The 25,564-nt window shown below is 60.6% G+C and carries 21 protein-coding genes; 15 read left to right on the top strand and 6 right to left on the bottom strand.

Features of this window, described 5'->3' with window-relative positions; all coding sequences use genetic code 11:
* Positions 1 to 22: 22 nt before the first annotated feature.
* The gene (locus AC1Z1G_RS09400) at positions 23 to 1,939 is read right to left on the bottom strand and encodes an ATP-binding cassette domain-containing protein (protein WP_483626612.1); all 1,917 of its coding nucleotides are present in this window, start codon (positions 1,937 to 1,939) and stop codon (positions 23 to 25) included.
* Between the two features lie 213 nt (positions 1,940 to 2,152).
* Between AC1Z1G_RS09400 and AC1Z1G_RS09395 the strand changes: the two genes are divergently transcribed.
* Complete coding sequence (locus AC1Z1G_RS09395) at positions 2,153 to 4,081, top strand: transglycosylase SLT domain-containing protein (protein WP_483626610.1); 1,929 nt, start codon at positions 2,153 to 2,155, stop codon at positions 4,079 to 4,081.
* 140 nt (positions 4,082 to 4,221) lie between these two features.
* Here AC1Z1G_RS09395 and AC1Z1G_RS09390 read toward each other — a convergent pair whose 3' ends face one another.
* Complete coding sequence (locus AC1Z1G_RS09390) at positions 4,222 to 6,015, bottom strand: ABC transporter transmembrane domain-containing protein (RefSeq protein WP_483626608.1); 1,794 nt, start codon at positions 6,013 to 6,015, stop codon at positions 4,222 to 4,224.
* Between the two features lie 251 nt (positions 6,016 to 6,266).
* On the opposite strand from AC1Z1G_RS09390, the gene AC1Z1G_RS09385 reads away from it, so the two are divergent.
* On the top strand, positions 6,267 to 6,446 hold the full coding sequence (locus AC1Z1G_RS09385; protein WP_483626606.1) for a PA1571 family protein: 180 nt from the start codon (positions 6,267 to 6,269) through the stop codon (positions 6,444 to 6,446).
* Between the two features lie 183 nt (positions 6,447 to 6,629).
* Here AC1Z1G_RS09385 and pdxB read toward each other — a convergent pair whose 3' ends face one another.
* Positions 6,630 to 7,772: a 4-phosphoerythronate dehydrogenase PdxB gene (gene pdxB, locus AC1Z1G_RS09380; RefSeq protein WP_483626604.1), complete on the bottom strand. Its 1,143-nt coding sequence runs from the start codon at positions 7,770 to 7,772 to the stop codon at positions 6,630 to 6,632.
* Between the two features lie 167 nt (positions 7,773 to 7,939).
* Here pdxB and AC1Z1G_RS09375 point away from each other — a divergent pair, with 167 nt between their 5' ends.
* The gene (locus tag AC1Z1G_RS09375) at positions 7,940 to 9,349 is read left to right on the top strand and encodes an MATE family efflux transporter (RefSeq protein WP_483626602.1); all 1,410 of its coding nucleotides are present in this window, start codon (positions 7,940 to 7,942) and stop codon (positions 9,347 to 9,349) included.
* 48 nt (positions 9,350 to 9,397) lie between these two features.
* Here the strand turns inward: AC1Z1G_RS09375 and tusA are convergent, their stop codons facing one another.
* Positions 9,398 to 9,649 carry a sulfurtransferase TusA gene (tusA, locus tag AC1Z1G_RS09370; RefSeq protein WP_483626600.1) on the bottom strand — a complete coding sequence of 84 codons (252 nt, stop codon included), beginning with the start codon at positions 9,647 to 9,649 and terminating at the stop codon, positions 9,398 to 9,400.
* Positions 9,650 to 9,880: 231 nt separating this feature from the next.
* A complete protein-coding gene (rlmM, locus tag AC1Z1G_RS09365; RefSeq protein ID WP_483626598.1) occupies positions 9,881 to 10,954 on the bottom strand; it encodes a 23S rRNA (cytidine(2498)-2'-O)-methyltransferase RlmM in 1,074 nt (357 codons plus the stop codon).
* Positions 10,955 to 11,176: 222 nt separating this feature from the next.
* Here rlmM and acnA point away from each other — a divergent pair, with 222 nt between their 5' ends.
* The 4 genes from acnA to AC1Z1G_RS09345 all read left to right on the top strand — a co-directional run bounded on the left by acnA (position 11,177) and on the right by AC1Z1G_RS09345 (position 17,706).
* Positions 11,177 to 13,927: an aconitate hydratase AcnA gene (gene acnA / locus AC1Z1G_RS09360; RefSeq protein ID WP_483626596.1), complete on the top strand. Its 2,751-nt coding sequence runs from the start codon at positions 11,177 to 11,179 to the stop codon at positions 13,925 to 13,927.
* A gap of 307 nt (positions 13,928 to 14,234) precedes the next feature.
* Positions 14,235 to 15,026, top strand: a complete 792-nt coding sequence (locus AC1Z1G_RS09355; protein WP_483626594.1) for a lysostaphin resistance A-like protein — start codon at positions 14,235 to 14,237, stop codon at positions 15,024 to 15,026.
* Between the two features lie 228 nt (positions 15,027 to 15,254).
* On the top strand, positions 15,255 to 16,820 hold the full coding sequence (locus tag AC1Z1G_RS09350) for a methyl-accepting chemotaxis protein (protein WP_483626592.1): 1,566 nt from the start codon (positions 15,255 to 15,257) through the stop codon (positions 16,818 to 16,820).
* Positions 16,821 to 17,205: 385 nt separating this feature from the next.
* Positions 17,206 to 17,706 (top strand): hypothetical protein, encoded by a 501-nt coding sequence (locus AC1Z1G_RS09345; protein WP_483626590.1) that lies wholly within the window; start codon positions 17,206 to 17,208, stop codon positions 17,704 to 17,706.
* A 104-nt stretch (positions 17,707 to 17,810) separates the two neighbouring features.
* Here the strand turns inward: AC1Z1G_RS09345 and AC1Z1G_RS09340 are convergent, their stop codons facing one another.
* Entirely contained in the window at positions 17,811 to 18,497 is a 687-nt protein-coding gene (locus AC1Z1G_RS09340) for an alpha/beta family hydrolase (RefSeq protein ID WP_483626588.1), read from the bottom strand.
* 100 nt (positions 18,498 to 18,597) lie between these two features.
* On the opposite strand from AC1Z1G_RS09340, the gene ccoN (AC1Z1G_RS09335) reads away from it, so the two are divergent.
* The 8 genes from ccoN (AC1Z1G_RS09335) to ccoP (AC1Z1G_RS09300) all read left to right on the top strand — a co-directional run bounded on the left by ccoN (AC1Z1G_RS09335) (position 18,598) and on the right by ccoP (AC1Z1G_RS09300) (position 25,518).
* The gene (gene ccoN, locus AC1Z1G_RS09335) at positions 18,598 to 20,022 is read left to right on the top strand and encodes a cytochrome-c oxidase, cbb3-type subunit I (RefSeq protein WP_483626586.1); all 1,425 of its coding nucleotides are present in this window, start codon (positions 18,598 to 18,600) and stop codon (positions 20,020 to 20,022) included.
* 11 nt (positions 20,023 to 20,033) lie between these two features.
* Positions 20,034 to 20,642 (top strand): cytochrome-c oxidase, cbb3-type subunit II, encoded by a 609-nt coding sequence (gene ccoO / locus AC1Z1G_RS09330; protein ID WP_347905099.1) that lies wholly within the window; start codon positions 20,034 to 20,036, stop codon positions 20,640 to 20,642.
* Between the two features lie 3 nt (positions 20,643 to 20,645).
* Positions 20,646 to 20,870, top strand: coding sequence for a cbb3-type cytochrome oxidase subunit 3 (locus AC1Z1G_RS09325; protein WP_483626584.1), 225 nt, complete (start codon positions 20,646 to 20,648; stop codon positions 20,868 to 20,870).
* Positions 20,867 to 21,820: a cytochrome-c oxidase, cbb3-type subunit III gene (gene ccoP / locus AC1Z1G_RS09320; protein WP_483626582.1), complete on the top strand. Its 954-nt coding sequence runs from the start codon at positions 20,867 to 20,869 to the stop codon at positions 21,818 to 21,820. The genes AC1Z1G_RS09325 and ccoP (AC1Z1G_RS09320) overlap by 4 nt, the downstream gene beginning before the upstream one ends.
* A gap of 482 nt (positions 21,821 to 22,302) precedes the next feature.
* Positions 22,303 to 23,745, top strand: coding sequence for a cytochrome-c oxidase, cbb3-type subunit I (gene ccoN, locus AC1Z1G_RS09315; RefSeq protein ID WP_483626580.1), 1,443 nt, complete (start codon positions 22,303 to 22,305; stop codon positions 23,743 to 23,745).
* Complete coding sequence (gene ccoO, locus AC1Z1G_RS09310; protein WP_010456412.1) at positions 23,745 to 24,353, top strand: cytochrome-c oxidase, cbb3-type subunit II; 609 nt, start codon at positions 23,745 to 23,747, stop codon at positions 24,351 to 24,353. Before ccoN (AC1Z1G_RS09315) ends, ccoO (AC1Z1G_RS09310) begins: the two co-directional genes overlap by 1 nt.
* A 5-nt stretch (positions 24,354 to 24,358) precedes the next feature.
* Positions 24,359 to 24,544, top strand: coding sequence for a CcoQ/FixQ family Cbb3-type cytochrome c oxidase assembly chaperone (locus AC1Z1G_RS09305; RefSeq protein WP_003175465.1), 186 nt, complete (start codon positions 24,359 to 24,361; stop codon positions 24,542 to 24,544).
* Positions 24,541 to 25,518 (top strand): cytochrome-c oxidase, cbb3-type subunit III, encoded by a 978-nt coding sequence (gene ccoP, locus AC1Z1G_RS09300; protein ID WP_483626578.1) that lies wholly within the window; start codon positions 24,541 to 24,543, stop codon positions 25,516 to 25,518. Before AC1Z1G_RS09305 ends, ccoP (AC1Z1G_RS09300) begins: the two co-directional genes overlap by 4 nt.
* The last annotated feature ends 46 nt before the right edge of the window (positions 25,519 to 25,564 follow it).

Below are 25,564 nucleotides of genomic sequence, written 5' to 3'. Positions count from 1 at the left end.
GGCTTTTTTATTGCGGGGTCAGTCAGGCATCCAACTCGGCCCAACGCTCCACCAATACATCCAGCTCAGCCTGCAATTGCTCGACCTGAGCGATCACTTTGGCAGTCTCCGCGGCCGGGCGCTGATAGAAGCCGGCATCGGCCATTTCGGCTTGCACCGCAGCAATCTGCTGTTCCTTGGCGTCGATATCACCCGGCAATGCTTCCAGCTCGCGCTGCAGCTTGTAGCTGAGCTTCTTCTTGGCCACCGGCGCGTCTACTGCCGCTACGGGCGCAGGTGCGGCAGCGACCACTGCAGAGTTCAGCTCGGCCTTGCCGGATTTGTTCTCGGTCACGCCCAGCAGGCGCGGCGAGCCACCCTGACGCAGCCAGTCCTGGTAACCACCGACGTACTCGCGAACCTTGCCTTCACCTTCGAAGACCAGGGTGCTGGTAACCACGTTATCGAGGAATGCCCGGTCGTGGCTGACCATCAGCACAGTGCCGTTGAAGGTCAGCAAGACCTCTTCCAGCAGCTCGAGGGTTTCCACATCAAGGTCGTTGGTCGGTTCGTCGAGGACCAGCAAGTTAGCCGGCTTGCTGAACAGCTTGGCCAGCAACAGACGGGCACGCTCGCCACCCGACAGCGCCTTGACCGGCGTGCGGGCACGCTGCGGACTGAACAGGAAATCACCGAGGTAGCTCAACACGTGGCGGCTCTGACCGTCGATGTCGATGAAGTCACGACCTTCAGCGACGTTGTCGATCACAGTCTTTTCCAGGTCCAACTGATGGCGCAACTGGTCGAAATAGGCCACGTCGATCCGGGTGCCCTCTTCAACCGTGCCGCTGGTTGGCTGCAAACCGCTGAGCATCAGCTTCAGCAACGTGGTTTTGCCAGTACCGTTGGCGCCCAGCAGACCGATACGGTCGCCGCGCTGCAAGACCATGGAGAAATCCTTGATCAGGAACGGGCCACCCGGGTGAGCGAAACTCACGTTCTCGAGGACCATTACCTGCTTGCCGGACTTGTCAGCGGTATCCAGCTGAATGTTGGCCTTGCCGGTGCGCTCACGACGCTCGCTACGCTCGACGCGCAACGCCTTGAGGGCGCGAACGCGACCTTCGTTACGGGTGCGACGAGCCTTGATGCCCTGGCGGATCCAGACTTCTTCCTGGGCCAGTTTCTTGTCGAACAACGCGTTGGCGGTCTCTTCAGCCGCCAGCGTGGCTTCCTTGTGAACGAGGAAGCTGGCGTAGTCGTCGTTCCAGTCGATCAGGCCGCCGCGATCCAGTTCCAGGATGCGGGTGGCAAGGTTTTGCAGGAACGAACGGTCGTGCGTGATGAACAGCACGGCGCCCTGAAAATCTTTCAACGCCTCTTCCAGCCAGGCAATGGCACCGATGTCCAGGTGGTTGGTCGGTTCGTCGAGCAGCAACAGGTCCGGTTCGGAAACCAGGGCCTGGGCCAGCAGGACGCGACGACGCCAGCCGCCGGACAATTCGGCGAGGGTCTTGTCGGCCGGCAATTGCAGACGGCTCAACGTGCTGTCGACCAATTGCTGCAAACGCCAGCCGTCACGGGCTTCGAGGTCATGCTGGACGTGCATCAGCTTGTCCAGGTCGGCGTCGGTGACGATGTTCTGGCTCAGGTGGTGATACTGCGCGAGCAGCTCGCCCACACCGTCCAGACCTTCGGCCACCACGTCAAACACGGTCCGCTCGTCGGCCACCGGCAGTTCTTGCGGCAATTCGCCGATCTTGAGGCCTGGTGCGCGCCAAACAGAGCCGTCATCAGGCTTCTGATCGCCTTTGACGAGCTTCATCATGCTGGATTTGCCAGTGCCGTTGCGGCCGATGATGCACACCCGCTCACCACGGGCGATCTGCCAGGACACCTTGTCCAACAACGGCATAGCGCCGAAAGCAAGGGACACATCGCTGAATTTGAGCAGGGTCATGAGCTTCTCCAAAAACCGGGCGCGCATTCTACCTGACTTGGGGCTTCAGAAGGCCGGCATTTTCATCTTCGAAGCACTCTGCACCACAATTGTTGCGAACTTGTGCCGACAGGCCGGCAAAGCTTTCGCCGGTTGCTGGCAAAAGGCTAAGCTACAGGCAATCAGTGCTGGCACCTGCTGGCACTTGTCATGATTTCTCTGCCCGGATGTCTCATGCGCAGTCGCCTTTTCAGCTTTTTATCTTGTCTGCTTCTCTCGGCCACTGCCGTTCAGTCTGCCCAGGCCGTAGACCTGTCCACCCAGCGCCAGTATTACGATGAGGCCAAGCGTGCCTTGGCCAAGGGTGATACCGGCCCGTATTTTCGCTATAGCCAGGCCCTCAGCGATTACCCGCTGGAGCCGTACCTGGCCTATGACGAACTGACCGCGCGCCTGAAGACCGCGAACAACGCCGAAATCGAGAAATTCCTCGCCGAGCATGGCGACCTGCCCCAGGCCAACTGGATGAAACTTCGCTGGTTGCGCTGGCTGGCAGATCGCGGTGAATGGGCGACCTTCGTCAAGTATTACGACCCCAAGCTCAACTTTACCGAGCTGGATTGCCTCAATGCCCAGTACCAGATCAGCCACAATCTCAAGTCCGAAGGCTACGCCAACACCGAAAAACTCTGGCTGACCGGCAAGTCCCAGCCAGCCGCGTGTGATGCGCTATTCGTGCAATGGGCCGCCGAAGGCCAACTGACCGAGAAAAAACGCTGGGAACGGGTCAAGCTGGCGGCTCAGGCACGCAACTATGCACTGGCCAGCAGCCTGACCAATGGCCTGAGCACCCTCGCACCACGCGGCCGCCTGCTGATCGATGTCGCGCAGAAACCCGAACTGCTCAGCCAACCTTCGCGCTTCACCCCGGCCGACGAGGCGATGTCTGATGTGGTCAGCCTTGGTCTGCGGCGCCTGGCGCGCCAGGACCCGGACAGGGCGATGGACCTGCTCGACAGCTATGCCAGCAGCATGCACTTCTCGCGCGACGAAAAAGTCGCCATCGCTCGGGAAATCGGCCTTACCCTGGCGCGACGTTTCGACAGTCGCGCCCTCGACGTGATGACCAAGTACGACCCGGAGCTGCGCGACAACACTGTGTCCGAATGGCGCCTGCGCCTGCTGCTGCGCCTGGCGCGCTGGGACGATGCGTACCAACTGACCCGTCGCTTGCCGCAAGACCTCGCCACCACCAACCGCTGGCGCTACTGGCAGGCCCGCAGCCTCGAACTGGCCCAGCCGCAAAACCCGGAAGCGCAAACTCTGTACAAAAACCTCGCTCGCGAGCGTGATTTCTACGGGTTCCTGGCCGCTGACCGCTCCAAATCGGCCTACTCGCTGACCAACAAACCGCTGGTGCTGAGCCAGACGCTGATCAACAAGGTCCGCAATACGCCGGGCGTGCGCCGCGCGCTGGAGTTCCACGCTCGCGGGCAGATCGTCGATGGCCGTCGCGAGTGGTATCACGTCAGCCGCCACTTCAGCCGTGACGAAATGGTCGCCCAGGCCAAATTGGCCTACGACCTGAAATGGTACTTCCCGGCCATCCGCACCATCAGCCAGGCACAGTACTGGGACGATCTGGACATCCGCTTCCCGATGGCCCACCGCGACACACTGGTGCGCGAAGCCAAGGTCCGCGGCCTGCATTCGAGCTGGGTGTTCGCCATCACCCGTCAGGAAAGCGCCTTCATGGACGACGCCCGCTCCGGCGTCGGTGCCAGCGGCCTGATGCAACTGATGCCTGGCACCGCCAAGGAAACCGCGCGCAAGTTCAGCATTCCCCTGGCCTCGCCGCAGCAAGTGCTGGACCCGGACAAAAACATCCAGCTCGGCGCCGCTTACCTGAGCCAGGTTCACAGCCAGTTCAATGGCAACCGCGTGCTCGCTTCCGCGGCCTACAACGCCGGCCCCGGCCGCGTGCGCCAATGGTTGCGTGGCGCCGACCACTTGAGCTTCGACGTCTGGGTGGAAAGCATCCCGTTCGACGAAACCCGCCAGTACGTGCAGAACGTGCTGTCCTACTCGGTGATCTACGGCCAGAAGCTCAACTCGCCACAGCCGCTGGTGGACTGGCATGAACGGTACTTTGATGATCAGTAACAGCGGCAAGCTTTAAGCTGCAAGCGGTTCTTCCGAGACCGCAAAAAAATGCCCGCATCGTTCGATGCGGGCATTTTTCATAGCGATCGCGCCTGGCGCCTACAAGTCCGATATTTTCCAGGACCTACCGGGGCGGCTTCCTAATGGGTGAGCGGGTCGGTCGAGACGTCTCGCCCGTCGCTGAACTGCAACGCTGCCAGCCGTGCATACAGGGCATTGCTGGCGATCAGCTCCTGATGGGTGCCCACCGCGACCAGCTTGCCTTGGTCCATCACTGCGATCCGGTCGGCATTCTTTACCGTGGCCAGGCGATGAGCGATGACCAGCGTGGTGCGGTTTTTCATCAGGCTCGGCAAGGCTTGCTGGATCAAATGCTCGCTCTGGGCATCAAGGGCGCTGGTGGCTTCGTCCAGCAGCAGAATCGGCGCATCCACCAGCAAGGCGCGAGCAATGGCCAGGCGCTGCCGCTGACCACCCGAAAGACCGAGGCCACCATCGCCGAGGTGAGTCTGGTAACCGTTGGGCATTTTCTCGATGAAGTCGTGGGCGTAGGCAATCTTCGCTGCATCCTTGACCTGCTCCAGCGTCGCGGTCGGGTTGCCGTAGCGGATGTTCTCTTCGACACTGCCAAAAAATAACGCGGGGCTTTGCGAAACCAAGGCAAAACAACGGCGCAGGTCCAGCGGATCGAGCTGGGTCAACGGCACGCCATCAAGCAGGATTTTGCCCTCGACCGGATCATAGAAGCGCAGCAACAGGTCATAGACCGTCGACTTGCCCGCCCCCGAAGGCCCGACCAGTGCCAGGGTTTCACCGGCGTTAATGTTCAGGCTCAAACCGTCGACGGCATAGCTTTCAGGACGCGAGGGATAGGAAAACCGCACAGCCTGCAACTGCAACTCACCGCGCACCCGCTCAGGCAAGGTCACAAGACCGGTTGCTGGCGGCTGAATGATGTTTTCCGAACGCAGCAGTTCGGCAATCCGTTCGGCCGCGCCGGCCGCTCGCTGCAACTCACCGATCACTTCGCTCAGGGTTCCGAAGGCACCGCCAACGATCAGGCTGTAGAAGACGAACGCCGCCAGTTCACCACCGGAGATGCGCCCGGCGATCACGTCCATGCCGCCAACCCAGAGCATCACCCCGACCGCACCGAGGACCAGCATGATCACCAGCGTAATCAGCCACGCACGCTGGACGATGCGCTTGCGTGCAGTGTTGAACGCCTCCTCTACCGTGACGGCGAAGCGCTGTTCATCCTGCACCTGATGGTTGTAGGCCTGCACTGTCTTGATCTGGCCAAGGGTTTCAGAGACGTAGCTGCCAACATCGGCAATCCGGTCCTGACTCAAGCGCGACAAGCCGCGCACCCGTCGGCCGAAAATCAGAATCGGCGCCAGCACCAACGGCAACGCCACCACCACAATGCTGGTGAGTTTGGGGTTGGTGATGAACAGCAGGACAATCCCGCCGATCACCATCAGGGCGTTGCGCAAGAACAGCGACAGCGAGGAGCCGATGACCGATTGCAGCAACGTGGTGTCGGCGGTCAGGCGCGACTGGATCTCGGAGCTGCGGTTGTTCTCGTAAAACCCCGGATGCAGGTAAATCAGATGATTGAACACTTGGCGACGGATGTCCGCCACGCAACGCTCACCGATCCAGGACACCAGATAGAACCGTGCAAATGTGCCGACGGCCAGGCCCAGCACCAGCAGCATGAACAGGCCAATAGACTGGTTCAGCAGGTGCGGTGACCGGGTCATGAAACCCTGGTCTACCAGCAGGCGAATGCCCTGCCCCATGGACAAGGTGATACCGGCCGTGACGACCAGGGCCAGCAAGGCACCCAGCGCCTGCCAACGGTAGGGCGCAATGAAATGGCTGGCCAGGCGTATGGCGCGGCGGTGACGAGCAGAAAGCATCGGGATCATCCGGTTGAACACTCTAAAAGAATAAAACGTGATCAAGCCTGCATCGCTCAACCCGCGGTGAATCACAATGAGTCAGGTTAAATATGACCACTGACACTAGAGCCTAGATGTTAATGGTCTAAAGTCCGACTGGCAGGACACCAGGATTTCTGGTGGACTGAAGAAGACGTCATGGAGCAGGCCCGCAACTGTCACAGCCCGTTCATGTGGCGCATTTAAAGTAACAGCACCCCCTGATGAGGAGACAGGCCATGTCCTTGCAACACCGCAGCGATGACAAGATTCAAGTGATCCGCACACAGCCACACCAGTCTCTGGGGTGCGCCATTATCGACGCTCAAGGGCGCGAAGTACCGATCACTGAAGACATGATCCAGAGCGCGTGCCGCGAACTGGAACAGCGATTGGTCAAGCCTGCCAAACAAAAGTGATATAGCCACCGTCTTCTTGACCCGGCCCTGGTTGGCCGGGTTTTTTATGGGTGTTGATCCAGAAACTGCGGTGTGACCATCGCCGGATCGCTCCCACAGTAAATCTCCAGTCGATACAGCCTCTATATACGACTGAGTTCAAATGTGGGAGCGAGCCTGCTCGCAAATGGCCCAACTCGTTCTCTAGACAGCCGTTGCACCCAAAGCCGCCACGATCTGCCGCAACTCAGGTGAATGCCCCTCGATTCGCACCTTCAGCCCGTCAAGCTCGCGGCGCTCAGGGTAGTGTTTGCGCAACAGGTCGAAGGCCTTGCGCTGCTCGGCACCGCTCACCACCAGGCTACGGCGGAAGTCTGCATCGTCGCGGCGCGGGTCGTACACCGCACGGCACATCATGGCCAGCGCCCAGGCCGGGTCGCTGCTGGCGTTCAAATGAACCTGAGCCAGCCAGGGCGCCGGCAACAAAGCATCAAGGCTGACTTGAGGTGCCTGACCGAGGAACTGGCAAAACGCCTGATAGATCTGCGCCGTACCGCGCTGCTTGCCATCGAGGCTGTACCCGGCGATGTGCGGCGTGGCGATCACACAGAGTTCAGCCAGGCCGATATCGACACTCGGCTCACCTTCCCAGACGTCCAGCACCGCTTGCAGGTCTTCGCGTTCCAGCAGCACTTCACGCAGGGCGGTATTGTCCACCACCGGACCGCGACTGGCGTTGATCAGCCACGCACCCGGCTTGAGCTGGTTCAAACGCGCCTTGTCGAACAGGTGCCAGGTTGGCGAGTCGCCGGTTTTGCTCAACGGCGTGTGCAGGCTGATGACGTCGCACTGCTCGATGATCTGTTGCAGGCTGACGTAGCCGTCGTTTTCCGCACACTGACGTGGCGGATCGCAGACCAGCACATTCCAGCCCAGGCCTCGCAAGACCTTGACCAGCCGCCCACCGACTTCACCGGCGCCGATCACGCCGTAGGTGCGCTGGGGCAATTCGACACCTTCGATTTCCGCCAGCGTCAGCAGGCTGCCCAGAACGTAGTCGACCACGCCTCGCGCATTGCAACCCGGTGCGCTGGACCAGGTGATGCCAGCCTGCTGGAAGTAATCCAGGTCCAGGTGATCGGTACCGATGGTGCAGGTGCCGACAAAACGCACCTTGCTGCCTTCAAGCAACGTGCAGTCGACGTTCGTCACCGAACGCACCAGCAGTACGTCGGCCTGCTCGACCGTCGCACGGTCAATGGAACGCCCCGGCACGCGGCGGATTTCGCCGAAACCTTCGAAGAAGGCATCGAGCAACGGAATATTTTCGTCGGCAACAATCAGCATGGCAGGCTCCTTTCGCGGAGCCGCAGTGTAGGCGTTGTGCAACGTAATGGGCCAGCGATGCGTCATTGCGTCGCTTACAAATCCCCAACACGGGAATTCTCCTGACCACTGCGTCGACGCGTAGAATGCGCCGCCCCGCGCATCACCTTTCCCTGGACGCTCTGCTTGTGAATTCTGTAACTCAATGCCCCGCCGACCTCCCCCTCACCCGCCCGGACAGGATTCGCCTGGAGCTCAAGGGCCTGCTCAACCTGGCCTTTCCCATCATGATTGCGCAACTGGCCACTACGGCCATGGGCTTCGTCGATGCGGTGATGGCCGGTCGGGTCAGCCCGAGGGACCTGGCCGCCGTGGCGCTGGGTAATTCGATTTGGATTCCGATCTACCTGCTGATGTCCGGCATCCTGCTGGGGACCACCCCCAAGATCGCCCAACGCTTTGGCGGTGACAAACACACAGAAATCGGGCCGCTAGTACGCCAGGCATTGTGGCTGGCGCTCTGTGTCGGATTGATCGCCAGCGGCCTGCTGCTCAGCGCCGAGCCCATCCTGCACTGGATGAAAGTCGATCCGCAGTTGATCGAACCCAGCATGGGCTATCTGCAAGGTATCGCCTTGGGCTTCCCGGGCATTGCCTTCTACTACGTGTTTCGTTGCTACAGCGATGGCATGGGCCGCACGCGTCCGAGCATGGTCATTGGCCTGTGCGGCCTGCTGCTCAATATCCCGCTGAACTATGCGCTGATCTATGGCCATTTCGGCCTGCCGGCACTCGGCGGCGTCGGTTGCGGCTGGGCCAGCGGCATCGTCATGTGGTTCATGGCACTGAGCATGGCCGGCTGGACCCGTTGGGCGCCCTTCTATGCCCGCACCCGCGTGCTGGTGCGTTTCGATCGCCCGCAGTGGGCCGTGATCAAACGCCTGGTCAGCATTGGCCTGCCAATCGGCATCGCGGTGTTCGCCGAGTCCAGCATCTTCGCCGTCATTGCCCTGCTGATCGGCAGCCTTGGGTCGACCATCGTGGCCGGGCATCAGATCGCCCTGAACATCAGCTCGCTGCTGTTCATGATTCCGTATTCCCTGGGGATGGCGGTTACCGTACGGGTCGGCCAGGCGCTGGGGGCCGGCAACCCTTATCAGGCGCGCTTTGCGGCGAAGGTCGGGCTGGGCGCGGCGCTGGTGTTTGCCGCGTTCTCGGCAAGCCTGATTCTGCTTCTGCGTGAACCGATCGCCTCGATCTACACCGCCGACAAGACGGTGATCCAGATCGCCTCGATGTTGATTGTGTATGCCGCGCTGTACCAGTTCTCCGATGCTATCCAGGTGATCTGCGCCGGCGCCTTGCGCGGCTATCAGGACACGCGGGTGACGATGATCCTGACGCTATTCGCTTACTGGGGGATTGGTTTGCCGGTGGGTTACGTGCTGGGGCTGACCGACTGGTTCGGCCCGGCCAGCGGCCCGAGCGGGCTGTGGGAAGGTTTGATTGCGGGCTTGAGCTGCGCGGCGCTGATGCTGTCGATTCGACTGACACGCAGTGCGCGCAAGCGCATCCGCCTCAGTCAGCGGACGCGTTAATCGACCGTAAAAAAGGCCTGCATATGCAGGCCTTCTTTTTGAGGTCCATTAATTGGACTTCTTGCGAATCCAGTACAGGTAGATGCCGGACTCTTCAAGTTGCTCGACCAGTTCATGGTCCAGGAACACGCAAAACTTGGGGATGTCGCGACGGGTCGAAGGGTCCGTGGCAATCACCTTGAGCAGACCGCCGGGCGGCAGGTCGCGGATGTGCTGGTGCAGCATCATCACCGGCTCCGGGCAATGGAGCCCGGTGGCGTCGAGGGTGCCGTCAACCGGCGCGTCGATCAGTTCACTCATGATTCACTCCTGAAACTAGCCGGCATTGTCGCGCAAAGCCGGCTCTCTTAACAGATCGTACAGCCCGCAACTGTGGCGAGGGAGCTTGTTCCCGCTCGGCGGCGAAGCCGTCGCAAAACCTGTGCACGCAGTGTGCGTGCCTGCTGATACTGAGTCGCTGGTATAAGGGTTGCTTCGCAGCCCAGCGGGAGCAAGCTCCCTCGCCACAAAGGCCAACGCCTACACCATGGTTCAGCGCTTTTTAGGCTTACTCACATCATGCCGACGCAAGTGGCAGGTCACTTCTTCGCGGTCGTGGTACAGCTGCTTGCAGCCGATGTCGACCTTGATGCCGCGCTCCTTGAAACCGTCGGCGATGCGTTCCAGCAGGCGCTTCACTTCAGCGTAGCGCTGCTTCATCGGCAACTTCAGGTTGACCACCGCCTCGCGGCAATGACCTTCACCGATCCACTCTTCCAGCATCGCCGCGTTGCGCGCTGGCTTCTCGACGATGTCGCAGACCATCCAGTCCACCGGCTGCCTGGGCTTGAAGGTAAAGCCGTCAGCCATCAAGTGCTGCACCAACCCTGTGTCCATCAGGCTCTCGGCCATCGGGCCGTTGTCGATGGCGGTCACCAACATACCTCGGTTGACCAGTTGCCAGGTCCAGCCACCGGGGGCTGCGCCCAGGTCAACGCCGGTCATGTCGCTGTGCAGGCGCTCGTCCCACTGCTCGCGTGGGATGAAGTGGTGCCACGCCTCCTCCAGCTTGAGGGTCGAACGGCTAGGCGCTTCGCGGGGGAACTTCAGACGTGGAATGCCCATCGGCCACATCGCCGAGTTGTTGGCCTCGGCCAGGCCCATGAACACCTCGCGGCCGCTTTTGAAGGTCAGCAGCAAACGCGGCTTGCTGGCGTCTTCCACCAGTTTGCCGGCCGCCATCAGCGCCTTGCGCAGGTGAACTTCGAACTTTTTGCAGAAGTTCGACAGCTCTTTGCCATCGTTGGTATCGACCATTTCCAGCCACAGGCTGCCGCAGGTCGGGAAGTCTGCCATGTGAGCCAGGATCACGCTGATGCGATCGGTTTCCGGCAGGTCGATGAACATGCCCCGCGCCCATTGTCGCGGGAAGATCAGTTCGGCAAAGCGCTGGCCGCGCATCAGGCGTTCGGCGCCGTCTTCTTCGGTGCAGACAAACTCAGCGCAGGCGCTGCTGGTCTTGGCCTTGGCATAACCGGCCACATTCAACCGCGCGGCGTGCTCGGAAATTTCCGAGCAGACTTCGCCTTCGAAGCCGGGCCGGCAATGCATAAATAGGATGTTCATTCTTACTCCTGGGCAGATGGCGAGACATTCAGCCACTGCGCGATGCCCAGGCTTGCGTTGAAGCAAAGCCTGTCACGAAAACCGGCGCATGATAGCCGAGTTCGCAACCTTGAACGTGTCTATAGAGTCCAGTTATTAGCCAGCTACTTAAAACAGGGCTAGGTTTAAAGCTCTGCCCGCCCCGTCAGTCCGTAGCCGTGCGGACTTAAAGGAGTCATTTCAATGCCGTCCCTCGATAGCCTGAAAACCCTTAAAACCTTACAAGTCGACGACAAGACCTACCACTATTTCAGCCTGCCGGAAGCCGCCAAAAGCCTGGGCGATCTGGACACGCTGCCGATGTCGCTCAAAGTCCTGCTGGAAAACCTGCTGCGCTGGGAAGACGAGAAAACCGTCACCGGCGCCGACCTCAAGGCCCTCGCCGCCTGGCTCAAGGAGCGCCGCAGCGACCGCGAGATCCAATACCGCCCGGCGCGGGTACTGATGCAGGATTTCACCGGCGTACCCGCCGTGGTCGACCTCGCGGCCATGCGCGCCGCCATGGCCAAGGCCGGTGGCGATCCGCAGCGTATCAATCCGTTGTCCCCGGTGGACCTGGTGATCGACCACTCGGTGATGGTCGACAAATTCGCCAGCAGCACCGCTTTCACCCAGAACGTCGACATCGAAATGCAGCGCAACGGCGAACGCTACGCCTTCCTGCGCTGGGGCCAGAGCGCCTTCGACAACTTCAGCGTCGTGCCACCGGGCACCGGCATCTGTCATCAGGTCAACCTGGAATACCTGGGCCGCACGGTCTGGACCAAGGATGAAGACGGCCGCACCTATGCCTTCCCGGACACCCTGGTGGGCACCGATTCCCACACCACCATGATCAACGGCCTCGGCGTGCTCGGCTGGGGCGTGGGCGGCATCGAGGCGGAAGCGGCGATGCTTGGCCAACCAGTGTCGATGCTGATCCCGGAAGTGATCGGCTTCAAACTCACCGGCAAGCTCAAGGAAGGCATCACCGCCACCGACCTGGTCCTGACCGTCACCCAGATGTTGCGCAAGAAAGGCGTGGTCGGCAAATTCGTCGAATTCTACGGTGACGGCCTCGCCGAACTGCCGCTGGCGGACCGCGCGACCATCGCCAACATGGCCCCGGAATATGGCGCCACCTGCGGCTTCTTTCCGGTGGACGACGTCACGCTGGAGTACCTGCGCTTGTCCGGCCGCCCCGCCGCGACCGTGAAACTGGTCGAGGCCTACAGCAAGGTCCAGGGCCTGTGGCGCCTGCCGGGCAAAGAACCGGTGTTCACCGACAGTCTGGCGCTGGACATGGGCAGCGTCGAAGCCAGCCTTGCCGGACCGAAGCGCCCACAGGACCGGGTGTCGCTGCCGAATGTCGCTCAGGCGTTCACTGACTTCCTCGGCCTGCAAGTCAAGCCCACCCGCCCCACCAGCAAGGAAGAAGGCCGTCTTGAAAGCGAAGGAGGTGGCGGGGTTGCCGTTGGCAATGCCGACCTCATCGGCGAAACGGACTATGAGTATGAAGGCCAGACCTATCGCCTGAAAAACGGCGCCGTGGTGATTGCTGCCATCACCTCTTGCACCAACACCTCCAACCCGAGCGTGATGATGGCGGCCGGGCTGGTGGCGAAAAAAGCCGTGGAGAAAGGCCTCAAACGCAAACCTTGGGTGAAGAGTTCTCTGGCGCCTGGCTCCAAAGTGGTCACCGACTACTACAAGGCCGCCGGCCTGACCCAGTATCTGGACCAACTGGGGTTTTCCTTGGTCGGCTATGGCTGCACCACCTGCATCGGTAACTCCGGGCCGTTGCTGGAACCCATTGAGAAGGCCATTCAAAGCTGCGACCTGGCCGTCGCCTCGGTGTTGTCCGGCAACCGCAACTTCGAAGGCCGCGTGCATCCACTGGTGAAAACCAATTGGCTCGCGTCCCCGCCGCTGGTCGTTGCCTATGCGCTGGCCGGCAGCGTGCGACTGGACATCAGCAGCGAACCCCTCGGCACCGGCAAGGACGGCAACCCCGTCTATTTGCGCGATATCTGGCCCAGCAGCAAGGAGATCGCCGACGCGGTGGCGCAAGTCGACACCGCCATGTTCCACAAGGAATACGCTGAAGTGTTTGCCGGTGACGCACAGTGGCAAGCGATTGAAGTGCCGCAAGCGGCGACATACGTGTGGCAGAAGGACTCCACCTACATCCAGCATCCGCCGTTTTTCGACGACATCGCTGGCCCGCCACCGGTGATCAAGGACGTGAGCGGTGCGCGGATACTGGCCCTGCTGGGCGACTCGGTGACCACCGACCACATCTCCCCTGCCGGCAACATCAAGGCTGACAGCCCGGCCGGGCGTTACCTGCGCGAACAGGGTGTGGAGCCGCGCGACTTCAACTCCTACGGCTCACGCCGTGGCAACCACGAAGTGATGATGCGCGGTACCTTTGCCAACATCCGTATTCGTAACGAAATGCTCGGTGGCGAAGAAGGTGGCAACACGGTCTACATTCCGACCGGCGAGAAGCTGCCGATCTACGACGCAGCCATGCGTTATCAGGCATCGGGCACGCCGCTGGTGGTGATCGCCGGCCAGGAATATGGCACCGGCTCCAGCCGCGACTGGGCCGCCAAGGGCACCAACCTGCTGGGCGTCAAAGCGGTGATCGCCGAGAGCTTCGAACGGATTCACCGCTCCAACCTGGTGGGCATGGGCGTGTTGCCGTTGCAGTTCAAACTCGACCAAAACCGCAAAAGCCTGAACCTGACCGGCAAGGAAACCCTGAGCATTCAGGGCCTGACCGGCGTCGAGTTGACGCCGCGCATGAACCTGCCGCTGGTGATCACCCGAGAGGACGGTAGCAGCGAGAAAATCGAGGTGCTGTGCCGGATCGATACGCTAAACGAAGTCGAATACTTCAAGGCCGGAGGGATCCTGCATTACGTACTGCGACAGTTGATTGCATCCTGACGTTGCACAGGCAAAAGCACTGCCTTCGGGCGTAATGCCAGTCAGTCAAGGTACGTAACCGGTGGGAGCGGGCTTGCTCGCGAAGAGGGCATTGCATTCAGCATCAATGTTGACTGTGACGCCGCTTTCGCGAGCAAGCCCGCTCCCACAGGTTGTACGCCTTAACTGACAGGTATTACTTCAGGCAGTGTTTTCTTGTTGGGCTGTCCTACAAGACACATGCCGTTATAATCACGCCCCGCGAATCGCCTCGACGGCGATGCTTTCCCTGCTTTCACGCAAAACCCCGCACCACAAGGATTCTCGAATGCCCGCACTGCCATGGACCTATCTGGCACTCCTCTGCACCGGCTACGGCTGGGCGCTCATCTACGGGCAACTGGGCTGGCTGGCGGCGATACCCGTCGCACTGCTGGTGGGTTCCGGCATTGCCGTACGCCAGCAGCAACACCGTTACGCCCGCTATTTCGGTCACGCGCTGTTCGTGGTCCTGGCGCTTGCACTGGCCATGCACTGGCTGCCCGGTTTCTACAACGGTCGCGCCATTGCCCCACAACGCTTCACCGACGATGCCGTGCCGTTCTCCCTGTACCTGAATCAGGACAAACCCCTGATTGGCTTTTGGCTGTTGCTGGCCTGCCCATGGATTGTCGGCCGCCGCTCCCTGCGCCTGTCATTGTCTGCCACCGCCGTGGCGCTGCCCCTGAGCGTCATTGCCGCCCTGGGTGGCGCGATGCTGCTGGGCATGATCGGCTGGGCGCCCAAATGGCCCGACCAGGCCTGGCTCTGGGTACTCAATAACATGTTGCTGGTAACGCTGGTCGAGGAAGCGCTGTTTCGCGGTTACATCCAGGGCGGCCTGAGCCGCCAGTGGAAACACCTGCGCCATGGCGAACACATGGCCCTGCTGTGCGCCGCCCTGCTATTCGGCCTCGTTCACGCGGGCGCTGGCTGGCAATGGGTGCTCTTGGCAAGCATTGCCGGGGTCGGCTATGGTCTGGCGTACCGCTTTGGCGGCCTGAGTGCAGCCATCGCCACCCACTTCGGCTTGAACCTGCTGCACTTCGGTCTGTTTACCTACCCGATGCTGGCCCGATAATTTTTCAATACCCTGGCGCTGAAGGCCTCACGGTCGAGATCAGCGCCGTCACCGTTCAGGATGAACACCGTGCCCCTCTCAAGCCAGACTTACCCTTCGCCATCTACGTCAAACACTGCCCGACGCCAAGCGCGCCAGTGAGACACCGTACTCAAATATTGAAATTTTATTTCAATATATTCATGTCGCCGCCGACAACCTTTCAAAGCCTTGCGGATTGAAAAAGCCATGCGTAATAACCAGCCCATAACACAACGCGAACGGACCTTCCCGGCTCAGCAACGGTTGATCTCGACAACCGACGCAAAAGGCGTGATCACCTACTGCAACGACGCTTTCGTCGAAATCAGCGGGTTTTCTCGTGAGGACCTGATCCGTGCGCCGCACAACCTGGTTCGTCACCCCGACGTCCCGGCTGCGGTCTTCGCGCACATGTGGGGCACACTGAAACAAGGCTTGCCATGGATGGGCATTGTCAAGAATCGCTGCAAGACCGGTGACCACTACTGGGTTAACGCCTACGTGACACCGGTGTTCGACGGCAATCAGGTGATCGGTTACGAGTCGGTGCGGGTCAAGCCTACCGCCGAGCAGATCCGCCGCGCCGAAGCACTCTACCAACGCATCAACCAGGGCAAGTCCGCTATTCCAAAAACCGATAAATGGCTGCCCGTGCTGCAGGACTGGCTGCCGTTTATTCTGGTCAGCCAACTGAGCTTCATGATCGGCGCATCCCTGAATTCTCATTGGGGCTTTGTCCTGGCTGCCGGCCTCTCCGTTCCACTGGGCCTGATGGGCCTGAGCTGGCAACAACGCGGCCTCAAGCGCCTGCTGCGCCTGGCCGAGCAGACCACCTCCGACCCGCTGATTGCGCAGATGTACACCGACAGCCGTGGCGCGCAGGCGCGCCTGGAAATGTCCATCCTCAGCCAGGAGGCACGCCTGAAAACCTGCCTGACCCGCCTGCAGGACACGGCCGAACACCTGACCGAGCAAGCGAAACAGTCCGACACCCTGGCGCACAACAGCTCCAGCGGCCTGGAACGCCAGCGCGTCGAGACCGAGCAAGTGGCCACCGCCGTCAACCAGATGGCCGCCACCACCCAGGAAGTCGCCAGCCACGTGCAGCGCACCGCTGACGCCACCCAGGAAGCCAATCGCCTGACCGGTCGCGGCCGCGACATTGCCGGTGAAACCCGCGAAGCCATTCAGCGCCTCTCGGAAGTAGTCGGCGAAACCGGCCTGACCGTGACCCAACTGGCCAAGGACAGCGACGAAATCGGCGGCGTGGTCGATGTGATCAAAGGCATTGCCGACCAGACCAACCTGCTGGCCCTAAACGCCGCTATCGAAGCGGCCCGCGCCGGTGAAATGGGCCGGGGGTTTGCAGTGGTGGCCGACGAGGTTCGTCAACTGGCGCAACGTACCAGCGAATCCACCGGGCAGATTCACACCCTGATCGCCAAGCTCCAGCAAACCGCCAGTTCCGCGGTGCAAACCATGGAAGCCGGCCATCGTCAGGCCGAAGAAGGCGTGGCGCGCGTGCTTGAAGCGGACCAGGCGCTGGTGGGAATCAGCGAAGCGGTGGCCAACATCACCGACATGACCACCCAGATCGCCGCCGCGACCGAAGAGCAAAGCTCGGTAGCCGAGGAGATCAGCCGCAACATCAGCACCATCGCCGCCCTCGCCGACCAGACCTCGGAACAAGCCCAACACTCGGCAAAACTGAGTGAAGAGCTGACCCGCACGGCTCACACGCAGTACTCGTTGGTGGAGCGCTTTAACCGCTAACCCTTATTGATCGAGCAAGAGGCGGGGTTGCCCCGCCGCCCCCTCACCACCGTACGTACGGTTCCGTAGAGGATTTTTACCTCCAAGTCAGTAGCGTGACCACCACAGCCAAACTGGTTGCGCTTACGCGCCATACCTGGCACACCCATAACAAAAAACCCGAAAGGTTAAACTTTCGGGTTTTTCATTTCTGGCCTATCGCAAATCAGTGCCGCCCCACCCTCTAATAATCACCAGCAAGTCAACCAGCATACTTATCGCCCGGTGAATAGCTGTCAGAGTTGACAGTAGACCGTCAACTTTCACAGGAGTATCTATTAGCCGAATGGCCAACACACCCGTTGGTCACTGGTGCACGGTTTAAACTTCAGGGAGCGTCTTAAAAATGCAAGTACATGAACACTTCATTCCGAAAGATGGCGAAAGCCAACCGCCTGACAACGATTTCCGTTGGACCCAAGGCCAAGGCGAAGATCAAATTATTGGTGAGTTTGCAAGATTCGCGAAAATTACACTCTACGGCCACCCAGAGTGGCCGGCCGATATAGGAATGGGCAAAAAATACTGGCGAATTAACGGAGCCAATTACAATTATTTGGTTGATCAGCCGAATTATCTCGGTTTTATATTTCTAGTGCCTTACCTCGACGAAGAACTGATGGTGGAGACCTACGAGTATGAGGGCACGTTCGGGAAAGGCCTAGACGCTGCAATTGTATACACAATCGACAATGGACCAATACTCGTTAATTCCGCCCCTGATGTTGCCGAACTCACCATTAAGCTCGACCCACGGACGGGTAAGCTTCAAGGAGAGTTCCGAGTCCGATACCTCGACCTTCATAAGCATTTAGACGCAGCAGGCACATTCAACATGACACTGTAGTGGGTGAACCCTCCGCCGCTCATCCCAGAGCGCAAGTAATACTGACTGTCAGGCCTCGTTCGCGATCTTTCTCGCGAATGCGACCTTGACGGCCACTACAACGGTCACAGCAGAAATTCGACCACCTTCCCCGCCGCAGCTGTCAAATGCTGCTCATGGGTAAACCCCGAGGCCTTCAGTGGCTTCAAATCATGGTCTCCCGCCGCCAGCCAGAACACCTCGATGCTCGGTGACAATACGTAACCTTCTACTGCCTGGCGGTTACCCAGCGCATCACGCTCACCCTGCACAATCAACGTCGGCGTTTTCAACCCGGCCAGATGCTCGACCCGAGGTTTCTCCGGCTTGCCCACCGCATAAAATGGATAACCCAAACACACCAGCCTGTCGGCGCCCAGCTCATCCACCAGCAAACTGGCCATGCGCCCGCCCATGGACTTGCCGCCGATGGCCAGGCGCCCAGTGACATGGCGTCGCACCTGGGCGTACACCTCACGCCAGCACTCGAGCAGTTTCGGGGCCGGATTGGGTGGGCGCTTGCTGCCATCCAGACGCCGTTGCGCCATGTACGGAAACTCGAAACGCAGCACGTTGACGCCTTGTGTGGCAAGGCGTGCAGCGATGTCGGCCATGAAGCTGCTGTCCATCGGCGCGCCCGCGCCATGGGCAAGGATCAAGGTCACCGGTGCGCCCGACACCGCCGATGAGGCGCTATCCCACAGCCAACCGTGATCCTGCACGCACTGCGCCCATTGATCCCCGTCAATACTGGCATTGTGCTCTTTGTCCATGCTTGCCTCGCTTTTTAGTCTGCCTATAACTCCAGGCGAAGGAAGCGTCTTGCCTCGCGCAAGCGCGCATTGATTTCGCCTGAACCGTGGATGGGGAACCATGAACACTTCTGTAAGTACCGCCTATAACTACAAGGTGGTCCGCCAATTCGCCATTATGACGGTGGTGTGGGGCATCGTCGGCATGGGGCTCGGGGTTTTTCTCGCAGCTCAATTGGTCTGGCCCGAACTCAACTTCAACCTGCCGTGGACCAGCTTCGGTCGCCTGCGCCCGCTGCACACCAACGCGGTGATCTTCGCCTTCGGTGGTTGCGCACTGTTCGCCTGCTCCTTCTACTCGGTGCAACGCACCTGCCAGGCCCAACTGTTCGCGCCGAAAATCGCCGCGTTCACGTTCTGGGGCTGGCAACTGGTGATCCTGCTGGCGGCCATCAGCCTGCCACTGGGCTACACCAGCACCAAGGAGTACGCCGAGCTGGAATGGCCGATCGACATCCTGATCACCATCGTCTGGGTCGCTTACGCCATCGTGTTCTTCGGCACGCTGATGAAGCGCAAGACCAAGCACATCTACGTGGGCAACTGGTTCTTCGGCGCGTTCATCATCACCGTGGCGATTCTGCACATCGTCAACAACCTGGAACTGCCGGTCAGCCTGACCAAGTCCTACTCGGTGTACGCCGGTGCAACCGACGCCATGGTTCAGTGGTGGTACGGCCATAACGCCGTAGGCTTCTTCCTCACTGCCGGTTTCCTGGGGATGATGTACTACTTCGTGCCGAAACAGGCCGAGCGTCCGGTGTACTCCTATCGCTTGTCGATCGTGCACTTCTGGGCACTGATCACCCTCTACATCTGGGCCGGCCCGCACCACCTGCACTACACCGCGCTGCCGGACTGGGCTCAGTCGCTGGGCATGGTGATGTCGCTGGTACTGCTGGCACCGAGCTGGGGCGGCATGATCAACGGCATGATGACGCTCTCGGGCGCTTGGCATAAGTTGCGCAGCGACCCGATCCTGCGCTTCCTGGTCGTGTCCCTGGCGTTCTACGGCATGTCGACCTTCGAAGGCCCGATGATGGCCATCAAGACCGTCAACGCCCTGTCCCACTATACCGACTGGACCATCGGCCACGTACACGCTGGCGCCTTGGGCTGGGTTGCGATGATTTCGATCGGTGCGCTGTACCACATGATCCCGAAAATCTTCGGTCGCCCGCAGATGCACAGCATCGGCCTGATCAACGCGCACTTCTGGCTCGCGACCATCGGCACCGTGCTCTACATCGCGTCGATGTGGGTCAACGGCATCGCCCAAGGCCTGATGTGGCGCGCAGTCAACGAAGACGGCACCCTGACCTACTCCTTCGTCGAAACCCTGGTGGCCAGCCACCCAGGCTTCGTCGTGCGGCTGATGGGCGGTGCGATCTTCCTCACCGGCATGTTGCTGATGGCCTACAACGTCTGGCGCACCGTGCGGTCCGCCGAGCCCGCTGAAGTCGCCGCCGCTGCGCAGATGGCCTGAGGAGTCCCGCCATGAGACACGAAACAATTGAAAAAAACGTCGGCCTGCTGATGCTGCTGATGGTCTTCGCCGTCAGCATCGGCGGTTTGACCCAGATCGTTCCACTGTTCTTCCAGGACGTCACCAACAAGCCGGTCGAGGGCATGAAGCCCTACACCGCCTTGCAACTGGAAGGCCGTGACATCTACATCCGCGAAGGTTGCGTGGGTTGCCATACCCAGATGATCCGCCCGTTCCGCGCCGAAACCGAACGCTACGGCCACTACTCGGTCGCCGGCGAAAGCGTCTGGGACCACCCGCACCTGTGGGGTTCCAAGCGTACCGGTCCAGACCTGGCCCGCGTAGGCGCGCGCTACTCGGACGACTGGCACCGCGCTCACCTGTTCAACCCGCGCAACGTTGTGCCCGAGTCGAAAATGCCCGCCTACCCATGGCTGGTCACCCGACCACTGGACAGCAGCCTGACCGAAACCAAGATCCGGGCCATGCGCACCCTGGGCGTGCCGTACACCGACGCCGATATCGAGGGCGCCACGGCCTCGCTCAAGGGCAAGACCGAAATGGACGCACTGGTCGCCTACCTGCAAGTGCTCGGCACCGTTATCAAGAGCAAGAGGTGAGCCATGGGTTTTGAACTCAGTACTGGAATGATCCGTGGCCTGGGCACGCTGGTGGTGATGATCGCCTTCATCGGCCTGTCGATATGGGTCTTCAATGCCAAACGCAACCCGGAGTTCGCCCAGGCACGGCTGCTGCCGTTCGCCGACGAACCGTTGCCCGGCGCCGCCGGGACTCAACCTGATGACTCGCAACCCCAAGAGCCTGCAACAAGGAGCATTCGGCCATGACCACCTTCTGGAGTACGTGGATCTGCGTACTGACCATTGGCAGCCTGATCGGTCTGACCTGGCTGCTGGTCGGCACCCGCAAGGGCGAGACCAAGGGCAGCGTCGACCAGACCATGGGCCACAGCTTCGACGGCATCGAGGAGTACGACAACCCATTGCCACAATGGTGGTTCATGCTGTTCGCCGGCACGCTGGTGTTTTCCGTCGGTTACCTGATCCTTTATCCGGGCCTGGGTAACTGGAAAGGCATCCTGCCCGGCTATGAAAACGGCTGGACCGGCGTGCATGAATGGGAAAAGGAAATGGCCAAGGCCGACGCCAAGTTTGGGCCGATCTTCGCCAAATTCTCAGCCATGTCCGTAGAAGAAGTCGCTAAAGACCCGCAAGCGTTGAAAATGGGCGGCCGCCTGTTTGCATCCAACTGCTCGGTCTGCCACGGCTCGGATGCCAAGGGCGCGTTCGGCTTCCCGAACCTGGCCGACAGCAGCTGGCGCTGGGGCGGCAGTGCCGACACCATCAAGGCCACCATCATGGGCGGGCGCGTTGCGGCGATGCCGGCCTGGGGTGATGCGCTGGGTGAGGCAGGCGTGAAAAACGTCGCGGCCTATGTTCGTCACGGCCTGGCCGGCCTGCCGCTGCCAGCCGACAACGACGCAGACCTGCAAGCCGGGCAACAGACGTTCAGCACCACCTGCGCGGCCTGTCACGGCCCAACTGGCCAGGGCCTGGAAATCATGGGCGCACCCAACCTGACCAAACCGGCAGCTTTCATCTACGGCACCAGCCTGGCGCAGCTACAACAGACCATCCGCCATGGTCGCCAGGGCCACATGCCGGCGCAGGCCGAACTGCTCGGCGCTGACAAAGTGCAACTGTTGGCCGCTTACGTGTACAGCCTGTCGCAAGGCGCTTCCGCCGAATCTGCACAGGCTCAAGCCAAAAGCGAGTAAATCCTCACTGCTTCACTGCCGCATCCGCTCGGATGCGGCAGTTCCCTGCCTCTGCGCGACCAAGTGTCGCACCCTCCGATGGTCCGCCTTTCAACTCTCAAGTTTCGGGTCTAAGCTTGCCCGGAAGCGGACTGGCAACAGCCGGTCACAGGCCACGCGTATCCGAAGCGTTCGACGATTGTGCAGGGTGACAGGCCGCAAAGGCTGGTAGATACCGGCTGTCGCGCAAATTGCCATCCGTCACCTGCCCTCCTCGTTTGAACACACCCAGTTACAACTGACCCGACCCCCTCGCCTTTTTCGTCCGCCGGGACATTTTGCCACAGGGCAATTTTGTCCCTACGCGGCGCATGGAAAGGCCGCAGAATCAGCTTTTGAAAGCATTGACCCAGGTCATGGCGCGTTGCAATGACCCCCCGCTTTCTCCATACTTGCGGCCGATTTTTATCCCTAATAAAACACCCAAACCGTGGAACCTTAGAATGAGCACAGCAATCAGTCCGACTGCTTATAACTATAAGGTAGTCCGCCAGTTCGCCATCATGACGGTGGTCTGGGGGATCCTTGGCATGGGGCTCGGTGTCTTCATCGCCTCGCAACTGGTCTGGCCGGAATTGAATTTCGGCCTGCCATGGACGAGCTTTGGACGCCTGCGCCCACTGCACACCAACCTGGTGATTTTCGCCTTCGGTGGTTGTGCATTGTTTGCCACTTCTTACTACGTCGTGCAGCGAACCTGCCAAACGCGACTGATTTCCGACAGCCTCGCGGCCTTCACCTTCTGGGGATGGCAAGCGGTGATCGTCGGCGCGATCATTACCTTGCCGTTGGGTTACACCACCACCAAGGAATACGCGGAACTGGAATGGCCCTTGGCTATCCTGCTGGCTATCGTCTGGGTCACCTACGGTCTGGTGTTCTTCGGCACCATCACCAAGCGCAAGACCAAGCACATTTACGTGGGCAACTGGTTCTACGGTGCCTTCATCGTCGTGACGGCGATGCTGCACATCGTCAACCACGCCTCGCTGCCGGTCACGTTCTTCAAGTCCTACTCGGCCTACGCCGGTGCGACGGATGCCATGATCCAGTGGTGGTACGGCCATAACGCGGTAGGTTTCTTCCTGACCACCGGCTTCCTGGGGATGATGTACTACTTCGTTCCGAAACAGGCCGAACGTCCGATCTACTCGTATCGCCTGTCGATCGTGCACTTCTGGGCACTGATCACCCTGTACATCTGGGCCGGCCCGCACCACCTGCACTACACCGCGCTGCCGGACTGGGCTCAGTCGCTGGGCATGGCGATGTCGATCATCCTGCTGGCACCGAGCTGGGGCGGCATGATCAACGGCATGATGACCCTGTCGGGCGCCTGGCATAAGCTGCGTACCGACCCGATCCTGCGTTTCCTGGTCGTGTCCCTGGCGTTCTACGGCATGTCGACCTTCGAAGGCCCGATGATGGCCATCAAGACCGTCAACTCGCTGTCGCACTACACCGACTGGACCATCGGCCACGTACACGCCGGTGCCTTGGGCTGGGTTGCGATGATTTCGATCGGCGCGCTGTACCACATGATCCCGAAAATCTTCGGTCGCCCGCAGATGCACAGCATCGGCCTGATCAACACCCACTTCTGGCTCGCGACCATCGGTACCGTGCTCTACATCGCGTCGATGTGGGTCAACGGCATCACCCAGGGCCTGATGTGGCGTGCAATCAACGACGATGGCACCCTGACCTACTCGTTCGTTGAAGCGCTGCAAGCCAGCCACCCTGGTTTCATCGTTCGCGCCCTGGGCGGTGCGTTCTTCGCCAGCGGCATGCTGTTCATGGCCTACAACGTGTTCCGTACCGTTCGCGCCTCGAACCCGGCTGAAGCCGAAGCCGCCGCCAAGATTGCTGTAGTTGGAGCTCACTGATGAAGCATGAAGCAGTCGAGAAGAATATTGGCCTGCTGGCCTTCTTCATGGTCATCGCCGTCAGCGTCGGCGGCCTGACCCAGATCGTTCCGCTGTTTTTCCAGGACGTCACCAACAAGCCGGTCGAAGGCATGAAGCCTCGCACCGCCCTTGAACTGGAAGGCCGCGACATTTACATCGCCAATGGTTGTGTCGGCTGCCACTCGCAGATGATCCGTCCGTTCCGCGCTGAAACCGAACGTTACGGCCACTACTCGGTCGCCGGTGAAAGCGTCTGGGACCACCCGTTCCTGTGGGGTTCCAAGCGTACCGGTCCGGACCTGGCCCGTGTTGGCGGTCGTTACTCCGATGACTGGCAGCGTGCGCACTTGTACAACCCGCGCAACGTCGTGCCTGAGTCGAAAATGCCGGCGTACCCGTTCCTCGTGGAAAACAAGCTCGACGGCAAGGACACCGCGAAGAAAATGGAAGTCTTGCGCACGCTCGGCGTTCCCTACACCGACGAAGATATCGCCGGTGCCAAGGATGCCGTGAAGGGCAAAACCGAAATGGACGCGCTGGTGGCCTATCTGCAAGGCCTGGGCACCATCATCAAAAGCAAACGGTGATTTAGATGGATATCGGGATGATTCGTGGCCTGGGCACCGTCGTCGTGATGGTGGCCTTTATCGGTCTGGCGTTGTGGGTATTCAGCCCCAAGCGCAAGTCGGAGTTTGAAGACGCGACCTTGCTGCCTTTCGCGGATGATCCCGAAGCCATCAAGCACGTCGAGCAAGCTTCTAGGAGTAACAAAGAATGACTACGTTCTGGAGTCTGTACGTCACAGTCCTCAGTCTGGGTACCATCTTCGCCCTGACCTGGCTGCTGCTGTCGACCCGCAAGGGCCAGCGCGCCGAACAGACGGACGAGACGGTTGGCCACTCCTTCGACGGGATCGAGGAGTACGACAACCCACTGCCGAAATGGTGGTTCATGCTGTTCGTCGGCACCATCGTGTTCGCCCTCGGCTACCTGGTGCTCTACCCGGGCCTGGGCAACTGGAAAGGCCTGCTGCCGGGTTATGCCTACCTGGATAACGACAAGAAGGTCGAGTTTGCCAACAAGGAATCCGGCTGGACAGGCGTTCACGAGTGGGAAAAGGAAATGGCCAAGTCGGACGCCAAGTTCGGCCCGATCTTCGCCAAATTCGCTTCCATGCCGATTGAAGAAGTCGCCAAGGACCCGCAAGCCCTGAAGATGGGTGGCCGCCTGTTCGCCTCCAACTGCTCGGTTTGCCACGGCTCCGACGCCAAGGGCGCTTATGGCTTCCCTAACCTGACCGACGCCGACTGGCGCTGGGGCGGCGAACCGGAAACCATCAAGGCCACCATCCTGGGCGGTCGTCACGCCATCATGCCGGCATGGCTCGACATCCTGAAGGAACAAGGCGTCAGCGACGTAGCCGCTTACGTACTGAGCAACCTTGATGGCCGTAAACTGCCAGAAGGCGCGAAAGCCGACCCGGTCAATGGCCAGAAGCTGTTCGCCGCCAACTGCGCGGTCTGCCACGGCCCGGAAGGCAAAGGCACCCCAGCGATGGGCGCACCTAACCTGACGCACCCGGCAGCGTTCATCTACGGTTCGAGCTTCGCTCAACTGCAGCAGACCATCCGTTACGGCCGTCAGGGCCAGATGCCTGCGCAAGAACAGATGCAAGGCAACGACAAGGTTCACCTGCTGGCCGCTTACGTCTACAGCCTCTCCCACGGTGAGAAAGCTGCCGACGCCGAGTAAGGCAGACGCCTGACGCAACACCCGAACGGCCCCGCCAGTGATACTG

This window comes from Pseudomonas sp. JL27(2026), assembly GCF_056933555.1.
Note: the sequence above shows the minus strand (reverse complement) of the source record. Positions and strands in the feature narration are given on the sequence as shown.

Bases quoted from the DNA above. Each gene is read 5' to 3' on its own strand.
- AC1Z1G_RS09400 (WP_483626612.1), bottom strand. From the start codon at position 1,939: ATGACCCTGCTCAAATTCAGCGATGTGTCCCTTGCTTTCGGCGCTATG.
- tusA (WP_483626600.1), bottom strand. From the start codon at position 9,649: ATGAGTGAACTGATCGACGCGCCGGTTGACGGCACCCTCGACGCCACC.
- ccoN (WP_483626580.1), top strand. From the start codon at position 22,303: ATGAGCACAGCAATCAGTCCGACTGCTTATAACTATAAGGTAGTCCGC.
- ccoP (WP_483626578.1), top strand. From the start codon at position 24,541: ATGACTACGTTCTGGAGTCTGTACGTCACAGTCCTCAGTCTGGGTACC.
- rlmM (WP_483626598.1), bottom strand. From the start codon at position 10,954: ATGAACATCCTATTTATGCATTGCCGGCCCGGCTTCGAAGGCGAAGTC.
- ccoP (WP_483626582.1), top strand. From the start codon at position 20,867: ATGACCACCTTCTGGAGTACGTGGATCTGCGTACTGACCATTGGCAGC.
- AC1Z1G_RS09345 (WP_483626590.1), top strand. From the start codon at position 17,206: ATGCAAGTACATGAACACTTCATTCCGAAAGATGGCGAAAGCCAACCG.
- AC1Z1G_RS09340 (WP_483626588.1), bottom strand. From the start codon at position 18,497: ATGGACAAAGAGCACAATGCCAGTATTGACGGGGATCAATGGGCGCAG.
- ccoN (WP_483626586.1), top strand. From the start codon at position 18,598: ATGAACACTTCTGTAAGTACCGCCTATAACTACAAGGTGGTCCGCCAA.
- AC1Z1G_RS09355 (WP_483626594.1), top strand. From the start codon at position 14,235: ATGCCCGCACTGCCATGGACCTATCTGGCACTCCTCTGCACCGGCTAC.
- AC1Z1G_RS09305 (WP_003175465.1), top strand. From the start codon at position 24,359: ATGGATATCGGGATGATTCGTGGCCTGGGCACCGTCGTCGTGATGGTG.
- ccoO (WP_010456412.1), top strand. From the start codon at position 23,745: ATGAAGCATGAAGCAGTCGAGAAGAATATTGGCCTGCTGGCCTTCTTC.
- AC1Z1G_RS09395 (WP_483626610.1), top strand. From the start codon at position 2,153: ATGCGCAGTCGCCTTTTCAGCTTTTTATCTTGTCTGCTTCTCTCGGCC.
- ccoO (WP_347905099.1), top strand. From the start codon at position 20,034: ATGAGACACGAAACAATTGAAAAAAACGTCGGCCTGCTGATGCTGCTG.
- AC1Z1G_RS09325 (WP_483626584.1), top strand. From the start codon at position 20,646: ATGGGTTTTGAACTCAGTACTGGAATGATCCGTGGCCTGGGCACGCTG.
- AC1Z1G_RS09385 (WP_483626606.1), top strand. From the start codon at position 6,267: ATGTCCTTGCAACACCGCAGCGATGACAAGATTCAAGTGATCCGCACA.
- AC1Z1G_RS09390 (WP_483626608.1), bottom strand. From the start codon at position 6,015: ATGATCCCGATGCTTTCTGCTCGTCACCGCCGCGCCATACGCCTGGCC.
- AC1Z1G_RS09350 (WP_483626592.1), top strand. From the start codon at position 15,255: ATGCGTAATAACCAGCCCATAACACAACGCGAACGGACCTTCCCGGCT.
- pdxB (WP_483626604.1), bottom strand. From the start codon at position 7,772: ATGCTGATTGTTGCCGACGAAAATATTCCGTTGCTCGATGCCTTCTTC.
- acnA (WP_483626596.1), top strand. From the start codon at position 11,177: ATGCCGTCCCTCGATAGCCTGAAAACCCTTAAAACCTTACAAGTCGAC.